General features: G+C 37.1%; 9 protein-coding genes. 5 read left to right on the top strand and 4 right to left on the bottom strand.

Annotation, left to right across the window (positions count from 1 at the left end; translation table 11 throughout):
• Positions 1–296 precede the first annotated feature (296 nt).
• The 5 genes from BHE19_RS01990 (at position 297) to BHE19_RS01970 (ending at position 4534) form a co-directional block, all read left to right on the top strand.
• Positions 297–2078 (top strand): hypothetical protein, encoded by a 1782-nt coding sequence (locus tag BHE19_RS01990; protein WP_123923559.1) that lies wholly within the window; start codon positions 297–299, stop codon positions 2076–2078.
• A complete protein-coding gene (locus tag BHE19_RS01985; RefSeq protein WP_070905742.1) occupies positions 2066–2545 on the top strand; it encodes a hypothetical protein in 480 nt (159 codons plus the stop codon). The genes BHE19_RS01990 and BHE19_RS01985 overlap by 13 nt, the downstream gene beginning before the upstream one ends.
• 9 nt (positions 2546–2554) lie before the next feature.
• Positions 2555–3001: a hypothetical protein gene (locus BHE19_RS01980; RefSeq protein ID WP_123923561.1), complete on the top strand. Its 447-nt coding sequence runs from the start codon at positions 2555–2557 to the stop codon at positions 2999–3001.
• Between the two features lie 132 nt (positions 3002–3133).
• Positions 3134–3631 (top strand): hypothetical protein, encoded by a 498-nt coding sequence (locus tag BHE19_RS01975; protein ID WP_070905740.1) that lies wholly within the window; start codon positions 3134–3136, stop codon positions 3629–3631.
• A gap of 99 nt (positions 3632–3730) precedes the next feature.
• Positions 3731–4534, top strand: a complete 804-nt coding sequence (locus BHE19_RS01970; RefSeq protein WP_070905739.1) for a DUF6438 domain-containing protein — start codon at positions 3731–3733, stop codon at positions 4532–4534.
• A gap of 352 nt (positions 4535–4886) precedes the next feature.
• On the opposite strand, the gene BHE19_RS01965 is transcribed toward BHE19_RS01970, so the two are convergent.
• The 4 genes from BHE19_RS01965 to BHE19_RS01950 all read right to left on the bottom strand — a co-directional run.
• Positions 4887–5366, bottom strand: a complete 480-nt coding sequence (locus BHE19_RS01965; RefSeq protein WP_070905738.1) for a hypothetical protein — start codon at positions 5364–5366, stop codon at positions 4887–4889.
• 81 nt (positions 5367–5447) lie between these two features.
• On the bottom strand, positions 5448–7382 hold the full coding sequence (locus BHE19_RS01960; protein WP_070905737.1) for an OmpA family protein: 1935 nt from the start codon (positions 7380–7382) through the stop codon (positions 5448–5450).
• 11 nt (positions 7383–7393) lie between these two features.
• Positions 7394–8311 (bottom strand): PorP/SprF family type IX secretion system membrane protein, encoded by a 918-nt coding sequence (locus tag BHE19_RS01955; RefSeq protein ID WP_070905736.1) that lies wholly within the window; start codon positions 8309–8311, stop codon positions 7394–7396.
• A 143-nt stretch (positions 8312–8454) separates the two neighbouring features.
• Positions 8455–14294: gliding motility-associated C-terminal domain-containing protein (locus BHE19_RS01950; RefSeq protein ID WP_131799983.1), on the bottom strand; the 5840-nt coding region annotated here is incomplete at its 5' end.

Genomic DNA, 14294 nt, shown 5'->3' with positions numbered 1-14294 from the left:
CTTAATTTTTAATGATTTTATTTGTTTTTTATCATAGAATGCGCAGCGTAAAGAAGAGCACTTCGGAGAACAGGGGAAAAGGCAAGGAATATTAAGAAGTAACAATTAAACGGTATAAAAACATGAGTATACAAAATATTTTTCGGTAGAGAAATTCTGCAGAGACTCTAAATTCTGTACGATTAAGGAAGTGACAGCCGAAATTTAAAGTGGTTATTTTCAGAAATTCACTTAAGTAATAGTAGGTAATTTCTGTAATTTTTTCATATGTTTGTAAGGAGCAAAAAAACAAACAAATGATGAAATTAAAGACTGCTAAATTTTTAAACTTTATAATACTTAGTATTGTTCTTTTAGGATGCGAACGAGATTTGTCTAATGAGGATAAAGAAGTAAAGGTAACAGCTCCTTTTAAGAGCAATTCCTTAAATTTAAAAGGGCTGCCGGCAGATATACGAGATTATATAACTCCGGATACTAATAATAATACTGCACGTTCCGGCGAAAGCGGTAATGATTTACAGGATGCTATATTTGCGACTCAGGACATTGTTAAAACAACCGACAGTGAGAATGTGACCAATTACAGCATCAGTTTTATTTATGAAGATAGTCCGGAGAATGTATTTTACAATCTGGTCATTAATGTTTTGCCGACCGGGGAGCAATCACAGTATATATTAAAGTACACTTGTAATCCGGCTGATTTTCCTAATTTCAAATCGCATAATTTCGATTTTAATTATTTTAGAGGAGCTACAGAAATGGGCGTTGTAACTCAAAATACGGGAAGTTTTACAGGCAAATCAAATAGTGGAGACGATCCTTGCCCTAAAATCTTTATTCCTCCCGCAGGTTCAGGGAGTAATACAGGAGCAGTTGGAGGGGCAGTTGGGGGTGGTGGAGGTACACCTTCGACATCTTCAGGGTTTAACACCACAGTTGCCGGTTATAATGTGTCTGCAAGCAGTAGTGGTGGAATTTATTCTGTTTCAGTGGGAACAACTACCTATTACAGTGGAGGAGGTACTACTATTATCGGCGGAGTTACGCCTGGTGCTAACGGGGCGAGCGGAGCGAATTATTTTTATTACTTTAGACCCTTGGTAAAAGCGCCCGGTACAAGTAAAAAAGCAAGTGATTGCCCGGATCAGACACCACCTGCAGGTTATGTTCCGGTGAGTACAGCTTCAGAAGCGATAGCAGTTATTAAGACAAAAATTAAGATTAGTAAAGCGCAAATGATTTACCTCATGAATACTCCGGAGGCACTTAATTTGGTATACAGTCTGGTTTACAACAATCCAAGCGAGGAAGATAAGAATTTCGCTTTGGCGATGATTGATGCCTTAAAAGAGGGAAGTGTTGTCGATTTGAAATACAGAGTAATATTGGATCCTACTTTTTCGGATAATAAGTGTTTGATGGGAGTTTATACACAACTAGGAGGTTCAGCAACTTTTCAAAATTATTTAAAGAAATTTGACGGAGATTTTTCTCTGGCCAATTTAACATTAAGTGTTGGTATTGATCCTAAGCATCCAAATGCAAGTGCTGTAACTTATCAGCCTAAAAATGGTTTAATTGAGATAAAATTTAACCCTGAAAAATTAAATACTCCGGCTCTTAATATTGCTAAGAATTTTGCACATGAAATTTTACATGCAGAAATGTTTGAAAAACTTCTAGCGCTTTCAGGGAAGAAGGAAATACCATGGTCAGCAGAATTTATAGAAAGCATTCGTGACGATGAACCCAAAATAGCAGAATATTATACCATGTATTTGTATGATATCCCTATCGGAGGTTCAATTTCTGATCCTCAGCATGAGTATATGGCACAACTTTCGATAAAGACGATTAAAGATATTCTTAAACAATACGATAATACACAAGCTGAAGATCTTTATACTGCTATAGCTTGGTGGGGCTTAATGGGTAAAGATGAGCCTAACGAGATAACTGGTTTGCCTCCACAACCTACTGCTGCTTGGGTAAATATGCCTAAAGTTGAGAGATTGAGACTAATAGATATTTACATTAATTTTAAAAACGCAAATACACCATGTCAACAATAAAAAAAATCTTTATTGTTTTATTTCTAAATTGTTTCTGTTTATCATTTTCGCAAGGAGAAAAAAAACGAAATAGTAAGATAGTTTTTTTAGATTTAAAAAGTAAAGCAGTAAAAGAATATACTATTGATAAAGATACAATGAAGGCCCGTTTTAGTATCTATGTGAAAAAATATGAATCTAAAGAAGAAAGAGACAAAGCAACTGAGGTTTATAAGGATATGGTAAAAAATATCAGAACAAGTGGAATAAACCCTAGTGAGGTAAGACTTCCTACTTTTTCTATAGGGTTTTATTCTTGGGGTGGAAAACCTGAAAAATTAAAATCATTAAAAGGGATTAAATTTATAACCATCAAACAATTTCAAGATAGTATTTATTTTGTAAAAGACCCGAGTTATATTATTCATCAACTAAAAGATGGTACTTATTTAAAATGGAAAACATATACTATGGAGGTGGTTGATTAATTGCTAGTAATGAAAAAAATGACTTTATGTGTCGCGATTCTTTTTTTTAATGCATTAATAGCACAGGAAAAAAAAGGAAATAAGCTGATTACTCTATATCTAGATTTAAAAGATAAATCTCTACGAGAATATTCTATTAATAAAGATACAACCGGTGCTAGTTTTAGTATTTATATAAAAAAGTATGAATCTAAAAAAGAAAGAGAGAGAGTAACGGAGAAATATCGTAATCAAATAGATGATCCTGATAGTATTGGACTTCCAAGCTTTTCAGTAGGTCTGTATGTTTTAAATGAGAAGCCAAAGAGAATAAAATCTTTAAAAGGTATAGAATTTATTAACATTAAACAGTTTCAAAAAAATGGATATATAACCTCTAATCCTACTTATATCATTCATAGGTTAAAGGATGGAACTTACTTGCAATGGTCTGCTACGGCTTATGAAACGCTTTAAAAGGTCTGAATCTGAACGTGTAGTCATTTACTAAGGATTTTATACATGAAATACTACATGCAGAAATGTACCGTTACAAGAAAGATTAGAAATTAAAGCAATTTATGATAACTTCTTAAATTCTGATATGCCATGACAATAAAAAAACTTTTTTTTCTGTTTGTTTTATTAATAAATAGTTACGCACATGCTCAAGAAAAACAAATTGATTCCGTGATTTTATTTTTGGATCTAAAAAAAGAAACTACTAGATATAGTTTTTCAAAAGATACAAGTTCTATATCGTTTGGGTTTTATAGGAAAAAATTTGAAAGTAAAAAATCACGAGATAGTATTACTAAGCTTTATTCTTATAGAGGTAAAAAGAGAATACAGGATTTTGAAGATTTGAAGAACATAAAACCAAAATATTTGCCAGAAATGGGAAAGCGTCCTAATTTCTCTTTGGATTTTTGGTCGATTGGAAAGCCTACAAAAAGGATAAAATCTATTAAAGGAATTGATTATATAAATAAGGATAGATTTATAAGTAATGAAATGAATTATTTGTCAAAAAAGATATATATACTTCATAAAGTAAAAGATGGCAGCTATATGATATGGGAGGTGGTTCCAGTTCCTTTAGAATAATCTATAATGGTCAAGTACTATCTTGATTTGTGAAAAATTACGTTGTATCTCATAAGTTAGTATAATTGAGTCTGATTGTGTTTACTAAAAAAATAATAGATGAAAGTTTTGATTGTGTTAGTTTTTCTAATAGTGAGTAATTTTTCTTTTGGTCAGATAGAAAAGCTTAAAGGGGATTGGGTGTCTGAGGATAATGAATTTATATCTATCAAGGATACAATGACAACTGCAAATTATTTGACAAATAAACGTCTAAGCAATGATGATTTTTATTTGAGTTTAAAAGACGATACGATTAGTTTTCAATCAAGATATTTCTATTCCGATAATTTGAAGAAAATGTATACGGATAGATATGATTTAAAAATCTTAACATTAAATGATAGTACGCTTATTGTTGTACCTTCAAGTAAAAATTCTATTTCATTTTTTGAAACTGAAAAGCCAATTAAATTTATTAAACAAGATTATATAAGAGATGATGGTTTTAAGTTTGAAAGAATTATTTTTCATGCATCTTATTGTTTTGGTGATTGCCCGGAAATAAACTTAGAAATTAATGCTAAGGGGGAAATTAAAATGAATAGTGTTTTTTTTAAGACAGAATCCTCGAGAGATAACGACAGGTCTGGAAGTTTTAAGGGGAAACTCGATCTTCAAACTTTTGAAGAATTGAAGAAGTTAATTATTCAATCAAAAGTGGTAACTTTAAATTTAAATGACGAAATGTTATGTTGTGATGGTGCTGTTAAGACTATAATTGTTTACTTTAACGGAAAAAGAAAGTTTGTTAGGGCAATGTTTACACCTGCGATTTTAGGAGAATTAATTAGTTTTTTATATAGAATTGATACTGTAGTTAAGCTTGAAAAATCTTCGGTTGTTTTCAGATTTGATGAGTAGAAAATTAACTTTGTTTTGCTCAATGATCATCTCTCGTTTCCCGAAGTGTTCTCATGAAAAGCTGCGCAAATGTCTCTGACTTTGCGCTTTTTTTTTGCACTTATGAATTATTACAGTTTATAAAAGTCTCCTGACTTTTTACCGTTATTTTTTAATATTGTTTTAAATCTTTTCTTTTCTGGAAATTACATCTAAGAAATTTACTTTTAAAGTCTGACACTTTATTACTTATATGCTTTAAATTAGATATTGCAAGTTGGCGCAAAGTCAGAGACATTTGCGCAGCGCGAAAAATGATTTATTATATAAAGAAAGGGAGTACTTGCCAAGTACCCCCTTTCTTTTTTACGTTTTAGTGTTTGCCATGTCCATGCCCTTTTCCATGTCCATTGCCATTTCCGTGCCCATTATCTTTATATTCTTTATATTCTTTGTTGTTCCCTTTCCCCGGTTTTTGACCAATTGTTTTTTGTGGTTTTCCTTTGTAGCCTTTACCATATTTTACTTTGTGAGTTTTATAATTGTCATATGGAGAATTGCCTCTGTAATCGGTTAGTACCACTTTATATTCGTTATAAAGGTCATAGTTTCTGTAACTTCTCGGCAAATTTCTTGCTCTGATCCATTTTCCATTACTAATGTAAATGTAATTGGATGCATTGATGTCGTAGTACATCTCGAGATCCGGTAAATAATAGTAACGGACATCTGTATAACCCGCCGGACCCCATGCCGGAGGTGTTCCAATATTTACATTAACCGATACCTGTGCCTGTAAAGAGCTTACGGCAATGAATGTCATTGCAATAAAGAAGTATTTTAGTGATTTCATGATTTCAAATGGTATTAAATTATTAATAATCTAAAGTAAAACAAAAATCGAACCTAAAATTAATTGATTGGTACTTTTTTATTATAAAGCCGTAATAATAAATTCACTACGTCTGTTCATTTGGTGCTCTTCTTCGGTACAAGGCACTCCATCCGAACATTTGTTTACCAGTTCAGTTTCTCCGTATCCTTTACCTGTTAATCGCTGTGGTGCGATACCATTTTTGATCAGCCATTGTATGGTAGATTTGGCTCTTCTGTCGGATAGGGCTTCATTGTATTTAAATGTTGCCCGACTATCGGTATGAGAACGAATGTCTAATTTCATATTCGGATACTGGTTTAGTACATCAAGTATTTTTTCTAAATCTAAAGCTGCCTCTGTGCGAATGTTTGATTTATCCAGATCAAAATAGATCATTTTAATGCCAAAACATTTACCCAGATCATCACCTATGGTTACCAGGCAATCCGATTTTTCTAATGCTATTGATAAATTTGTTCTTCCATTTTTATTTGAGATTGTTATACTTTCTTCTTTGGTATAATATTTCTCTTTTTCAGCTCTCAGGAAGTAAGTTGCCCCACATTCTACAGGAAAAGTGTAGCTTCCGTTTGAATCAGAGTTGGTTGTTGCGATGACTTTATTACTGTCGGAATATAAACTTAGTTTGGTTTGTGGTAAGACTTCTCCCGTAGCCAGATCAGTTATAGTTCCGTATAATTCCTGAACACAGGTTAGTGGTATTCTTTCCAAAAATTGATAAATATCATCAGAGCCTTTTCCGCCATCTTTATTGGAACTAAAAAAACCTTTTTTCGATTTGGTATCGATTATGTAAGCAAAATCATCTTTAGGAGAATTGATATCGGCTCCAAGATTTTGAACATTACTTACGCCGGTATTGCTTAATTTTCCAACAAAAACGTCCAAACCTCCCAGTCCCGGATGTCCGTCTGACGCAAAGTAAATTTCATTTTGATCGTTTATATAGGGAAAGCTTTCTTTTCCTTCGGTGTTAACACCTGGGCCCAAATTCTCAGGAATGCCAAATTCTCCATTACTGTTAATACTTACTTTGTAGAGATCAGATTGTCCTATTGATCCTGGCATATCCGATGCAAAATAGAGTGTTTTTTCGTCAGGACTTAAAGCAGGATGTGCCGTGCTGTAATTATTACTGTCAAAAGGAAGCTCTGTTATATTGGTCCATTCACCGTTTTCAAATGTAGCTTTGTATATTTTTACTAAAGTAATTTTACTTTCATTTTTCCCTTTTTTCCCATTTATATAATTGTTTCTCGTAAAATAAACAGTTTTTCCATCTTTTGTAAAAACAGGAGTCGACTCATGGAATTTGGTGTTTATTTTAGATTTGAATTTTTTGGGAGCATTAGGATTAAAATTCTCATCGATATCGGATTGATATAAATTGGTAAAATGCTCACCAGTCCATTTGTGAATTCTTTGACTGAAATTACCGGTATCTCTGGCTGAGGCAAATATAATTTTGTGTTGATAGAAAGCTGTTCCATAATCGGAGTATTTACTGTTTATTCCTGCATTTTCGATAGTGTAGCGGCCCGAATTGGCTTTTATTTTATCCAGATAATTTTTATCTGTTTCATATAGTTTGGCTCTGCTGTCGTTTTTTGATTTTTGTCGGAATAAATCCATCATTTGATTGGCTTTGGCAGTATCTCCGGTTGATTTTAATGATTGTGCATATCGATAGTAATATTCAGGTTCAACTTCAGTGTTCTGAGCAAATAATTCACCATACCATTTTGCTGCTTTTTCGAATTCGGAATTGAAGTAAAAGGAATTACCTAACTTCTTAAAGAGATCTTCTGATTTGTAACCTTTTTCGGCTACTCTCTGATACGTTTTAATTGCATCGATATAGGCATAGTTATCGTATTTTTTGTCTCCGGAAACAATTTTACCCTGTTGCGCAAAACTGTTAGATAAAAAAACACTTACTACGGTGGTGCAAAGGAGTATATATTTTTTCATGATAAAAAATTTTAGAAGAAACGAGGAGTTGTCATTTTACTATTTTTTCTGAAGAATTCATAGCGCAGGAAGATTTCATGCGAACCAGAATTGTAATTGTTTAATTTAGTGGTTTCACGGTCGTAACCATATCCTATGTACAGACCATCATTAATCTGAAACCCGGCCATAGCACTAAGCGAGGCACTCCATCTGTAGGCAACACCTAACACAAGTTTATCCATAAACATAAAGTTGGCAGAAACGTCTACCTGAAGCGGGGCTCCCTGAACCATTTTGGTGAGTAAAGCGGGTTTGAATTTGATGTATTGAAGTCTGTCAAGATCAAAAACATACCCGGCAATTAAATAATAATTGATTCTGTCTTTGTAAATGGCATAATCATTATCATCGTACCGATTGGTTTCGATAAAATTAGGTACTGATAAACCGATGTAGGCTTTATCTGAATGCCAGTAGACTCCGGCTCCTACATTGGGAGAGAATTTATTGTTCAGGTCCTGAAACTGTGGATCACCCTGGCTTTCCGGATTTAATTTAGTAACATCGAGATTAAAAAAATTGGCTGAGCCTTTAATCCCGAATGAAAGTTTAAAATCTGCTGAGGTTTGTATGGTATAAGAAAGATCTGCAGAAAAAGTATTTTCATTTGTAGGCCCAATCTTGTCATTGACCAGCGAAACTCCAACTCCCAAATTACTATTGTTTATTGGAGTATTTACAGAAAAGGTACTGGTTTCCGGTGCTCCGTCAAGTCCAACCCATTGTGTACGATATAATCCGAAAATACTTAATGCTCCTCGTGAGCCCGCATATGCCGGATTGATATTTATGGTATTGTACATATATTGTGTAAACTGCGCATCTTGCTGTGCATAACTTACTATAGCAGTAAATACCAGGACGAAAGAAAGTAATTTTGTTTTCATAGTAGGTAAATTATTTTAATATTGTTATTGCCTTTTGAATCTTAAAAAAATAAGCTGAATGAACTCAGAAATTTATTACATGAGTTTTTCAATTGAAAACCATCCTGATCACTGATGAATTATGCAATCAGGATGGCATCTGCTTATCTGGAAAGATATAAGTATCCGTCTTTTTTGTTCATTTGTATTGCACCATTTCCATCTACGGAGGTGTAATTAAGAATGTAAAAGTAAGTTCCTGTTGGAAGACCATCTGATTGACTTACTGTTGTTCTTCCTCTTGAAATGCCATCAAAAGCATTGGTGGTATTGTTGTAATTTTTAGTATCGAATACTAATACCCCCCAACGGTTATATATTTCGACACTATTGTCAGGATAACAAGCTGTGTCTTCAATATGGTCGATAACAAATCGGTCGTTTATACCGTCGTTATTAGGAGAGAATGCATTATGAACCAGTATCGTTCCGCAGGCCAAAACTTTGCAATCATAATTGATCGAAAGGTTTACTACTAAACTTCTTGGACAGGCTTCATCTTTTATTTGATATTCAAATGAATAGTTACCAATCGGAAGTCCAAAAGTAGTTACAACACTGCCATTTAGCGCACCGGTATTATTGGTATCAATCCAAGTACCGGTTGTAGAAGTATTTCTAGGCAACGGACCTAATAAATCAACCGTTGAAGTATCGGCATTACAGGCTTCAATTGCAAAAGGAGCTGTCGCAACAATTTCATGCAAAACGGTTATGGTTTGTACGAGTATTGTTTTATTGCCGGCACAATCGGATAAAGTGTATGTTCTTGTTAAGATATAAGGGCTGCTTCCACAACCGGTGCCTCCATTATTAGAATCACTTACGGTTACCGTTACAGTTTGGCTGCAATTATCGGCAGTATTGGTTACGGCTCCCGTATTGGCAACAGGAATATCTGCTATGTTTTGTAAAGTAACATTTGCCGGAATTGTTCCTGTTGGCGGAGTAGTATCTCTAACGGTGATTAGCTGTGTGTAGGAAGTTGTATTACCACTACAATCGCTGCTGGTCCACGTACGGGTCAGTGTATAATTTGTGCTGCATTCATTTTCAATACTGTTTTTTGTTTCAGTATAAACTACCGGCACATTAGCATTACAATTGTCTGATGCTGTTATATTAGCCGGTGGAGGAACTTTATCACATGATACTGTAATATTCGCAGGAAGGACTCCATTAAAGACTGGTTTGCTGGTATCTTCGATCGTAATCACCTGAGTGAAAGTATCTGTAATATTGTTGCAATTGTCTTTTGCTACCCAACTGTTTGTATAGGTTCCGGCATTTGCACAAGTAGCAGAGGGTACAAACTGTCCTGTAGTTTTCTCGATCGTGACATCGCTATCACAATTATCGGTTGCTACAGGCGCACTGGCTTGTGCAGTTGTCAGCTCTTCGGTATCACTACATTGAATGGTTTTATTCAAACTTCCGGCCAGAGTAGTCCAGGTTGGTTTGGTGGTATCTTCAATAGTGATTACTTGTGTAAAAGTATCGGAAGTATTACCACAATTGTCCTTAACGGTCCAGGTATTGGTGTAGGTTCCAGAGTTTCCGCATGATGTAGAAGCTACAAACTGACCACTGGTTTTAACGATATTGGCCACATCGCTATCACAATTATCGGTAGCTACTGGTGCATTGGCTTGTGCAGCAACTAAACCTGCCGCATCACTGCATTGGATCGTAATATCTAAACTTCCCGCTAGAGTAGTCCAGGTTGGTTTGGTGGTATCTTCGATAGTGATCACCTGTGTAAAAGTATCGGAAGTATTACCACAATTATCCTTAACAGTCCAGGTATTGGTATAGGTTCCGGAGTTTCCGCATGATGTAGAAGCTACAAACTGACCACTAGTTTTAACGATATTGGTCACATCGCTATCACAATTATCAGTAGCTACTGGTGCATTGGCTTGAGCAGCAATTAAACCTGCCGCATCACTACATTGGATCGTAATATCTAAACTTCCGGCCTGAGTAGTCCAGGTTGGTTTAGTGGTATCTTCGATAGTGATCACCTGTGTAAAAGTATCGGAAGTATTACCACAATTATCCTTAACGGTCCAGGTATTGGTGTAGGTTCCGGAATTTCCACAAGACTGAGAAGCTACAAACTGACCACTGGTTTTAACGATATTGGTCACATCGTTATCACAATTATCGGTAGCTACTGGCGCACTGGCTTGTGCAGCGATTAAACCTGCTGCATCACTACATTGGATCGTAATATCTAAACTTCCGGTCAGAGTAGTCCAGGTTGGTTTAGTGGTATCTTCGATAGTGATTACTTGTGTAAAAGTATCGGAAGTATTACCACAATTGTCCTTAACGGTCCAGGTATTTGTGTAGGTTCCGGAATTTCCACAAGACTGAGAAGCTACAAATTGACCACTGGTTTTAACGATATTGGTCACATCGTTATCACAATTATCGGTAGCTACAGGTGCACTGGCTTGCGCAGCAATTAGACCTGCCGCATCACTACATTGGATTGTAATATCTAAGCTTCCCGTTAGAGTAGTCCAGGTTGGTTTGGTAGTATCTTCAATAGTGATTACTTGTGTAAAAGTACCGGAAGTATTACCACAATTATCTACGGCAACCCAAGTATTGGTATAGGTACCGGCATTGCTACAAGATGCCAAAGCCACAAACTGACCACTCGTTTTGGTGTAAGTGACGGTTGAACAATTTGCGGTAGCAGTAGGTGCCTGATTTTGTGCAGCTGTTAATCCAGCCGCATCACTACATTGTAATGTAGTATCTAATGTTCCTGCTTGTGTAATCCAGGTTGGAATAGCAGTATCCTGAACAGTAATTACCTGAGTAAAGACTGTTGAGGTGTTGTTACAAACATCATTTGCAGTCCAGGTATTGGTGTAAGTCCCTGTACTTCCACAATTTCCTCCTTGAAATTGACCGCTTATTTTGGTATAGGTAACTGTTCCTCCACAATTGTCAGTAGCTACCGGTGCATTGGCCTGAGCAGTTGTCAAACCTGCAGTATCACTACATTGCAAAGTCACATCCAATGCGGCTGGCGCAGTTGTCCATGTTGGAGCGGTAGTATCCTGAATTGTAATGGTTTGAGTAAATACAGTCGATACATTGGTACAAACATCTGTAGCGGTCCAGGTATTGGTATAGGTTCCGGAGTTCACGCAGTTTCCTGCAACGAAAGCACCTGAAACTTTAGTATAAGTCACCGTTCCTCCACAATTATCACTAGCTATTGGTGCATTGGCCTGTGCAGTTGTTAAACCAGCAGTATCACTACATTGCAAAGTCACATCCAATGCGGCTGGCGCAGTTGTCCATGTTGGCGCAGTAGTGTCTTGAATTGTAATGGTTTGAGTAAATACAGTCGATACATTGGTACAAACATCTGTAGCCGTCCAAGTATTGGTATAAGTTCCGGAGTTTATGCAGTTTCCGGCTACGAAAGCTCCTGAAACTTTAGTATAAGTCACCGTTCCTCCACAATTATCAGTAGCTATTGGAGCATTGGCCTGAGCAGTTGTCAAACCTGTAGTATCACTGCATTGCAAAGTCACATCCAATGCGGCTGGCGCAGTTGTCCATGTTGGAGCGGTAGTATCTTGAATTGTAATTATTTGAGTAAATACAGTCGATACATTGGTGCAAACATCTGTAGCGGTCCAGGTATTGGTATAAGTTCCGGAGTTTATACAGTTCCCGGCAACGAAAGCCCCAGAAACTTTGGTATAAGTCACCGTTCCTCCACAATTGTCAGTAGCTATTGGTGCATTGACCTGAGCAGTTGTCAAACCTGCAGTATCACTACATTGCAAAGTCACATCCAATGCGGCTGGCGCAGTTGTCCATGTTGGCGCGGTAGTATCTTCAATAGTGATTACTTGTGTAAAAGTACCGGAAGTGTTACCACAATTATCTACGGCAACCCAAGTATTGGTATAGGTACCGGCATTGCTACAAGATGCCGAAGCCACAAACTGACCACTCGTTTTGGTGTAAGTAACGGTTGAACAATTTGCGGTAGCAGTAGGTGCCTGATTTTGTGCAGCTGTTAATCCAGCAGCATCACTACATTGTAATGTAGTATCTAATGTTCCTGCTTGTGTAATCCAGGTTGGAATAGCAGTATCCTGAACAGTAATTACCTGAGTAAAGACTGTTGAGGTGTTGTTACAAACATCATTTGCAGTCCAAGTATTGGTGTAAGTTCCTGTACTTCCACAATTTCCTCCTTGAAATTGACCGCTTACTTTGGTATAGGTAACTGTTCCTCCACAATTATCGGTAGCTACCGGTGCATTGGCCTGAGCAGTTGTCAAACCTGCAGTATCACTACATTGCAAAGTTACATCCAATGCGGCTGAAGCAGTTGTCCATGTTGGCGCGGTAGTATCTTGAATTGTAATAGTTTGAGTAAACACAGTCGATACATTGGTACAAACATCTGTAGCCGTCCAGGTATTGGTATACGTTCCGGAGTTCACGCAGTTTCCGGCCACGAAAGCCCCTGAAACTTTGGTATAAGTCACCGTTCCTCCACAATTGTCAGTTGCTACCGGTGCATTGGCCTGAGCAGTTGTCAAACCTGCAGTATCACTACATTGCAAAGTCACATCCAATGCGGCTGGAGCCGTAGTCCATGTTGGCGCTGTAGTGTCTTGAATTGTAATGGTTTGAGTAAATACAGTCGATACATTGGTACAAACATCTGTAGCTGTCCAGGTATTGGTATAAGTTCCGGAGTTTATGCAGTTTCCTGCAACGAAAGCCCCAGAAACTTTGGTGTAACTCACCGTTCCTCCACAATTATCAGTAGCAATTGGAGCATTGGCCTGTGCAGTTGTCAAACCTGCAGTATCACTGCATTGCAAAGTCACATCCAATGCGGCTGGAGCAGTTGTCCATGTTGGCGCGGTAGTGTCTTGAATTGTAATGGTTTGAGTAAACACAGTCGATACATTGGTACAAACATCCGTAGCCGTCCAGGTATTGGTATAAGTTCCGGAGTTTATGCAGTTTCCTGCAACAAAAGCTCCTGAAACTTTGGTATAAGTCACCGTTCCTCCGCAATTATCAGTAGCTATTGGAGCATTGGCCTGTGCAGTTGTCAAACCTGCAGTATCGCTACATTCCAAAGTCACATCTAATGCGGCTGGCGCAGTTGTCCATGTTGGCGCGGTAGTATCTTCGATAGTGATTATTTGTGTAAAAGTACCGGAAGTATTACCACAATTATCTACGGCAACCCAAGTATTAGTATAAGTACCGGCATTGCTGCAAGACCCTGAAGCTACAAACTGACCGCTCGTTTTGGTGTAAGTGACGGTTGAACAATTTGCGGTAGCAGTAGGTGCCTGATTTTGCGCAGCTGTTAATCCAGCAGCATCACTACATTGTAATGTAGTATCTAATGTTCCTGCTTGTGTAATCCAGGTTGGAATAGCAGTATCCTGAACTGTAATTACCTGAGTAAAGACTGTTGAGGTGTTGTTACAAACATCATTTGCAGTCCAGGTATTGGTGTAAGTTCCTGTACTTCCACAATTTCCTCCTTGAAATTGACCGCTTACTTTGGTATAGGTAACTGTTCCTCCACAATTGTCAGTAGCTACCGGTGCATTGGCTTGAGCAGTTGTCAAACCTGCAGTATCGCTACATTGCAAAGTCACATCCAATGCGGCTGGAGCAGTTGTCCATGTTGGTGCGGTAGTATCTTGAATTGTAATGGTTTGAGTAAATACAGTCGATACATTGGTACAAACATCTGTAGCAGTCCAGGTATTGGTATAAGTTCCGGAGTTTATGCAGTTTCCGGCCACGAAAGCCCCTGAAACTTTGGTATAAGTCACCGTTCCTCCACAATTATCAGTAGCTATTGGAGCATTGGCCTGCGCAGTTGTCAAACCTGCAGTATCGCTACATTGCAAAGTCACATCCAATG

Origin of the sequence: Flavobacterium tructae (genome assembly GCF_001853485.1) — a bacterium.
GTDB classification, from domain to species: Bacteria; Bacteroidota; Bacteroidia; order Flavobacteriales; family Flavobacteriaceae; genus Flavobacterium; species Flavobacterium tructae.
The sequence above is the reverse complement of the archived record's forward strand: the minus strand, read 5'-3'. Positions and strand labels throughout refer to the sequence as shown.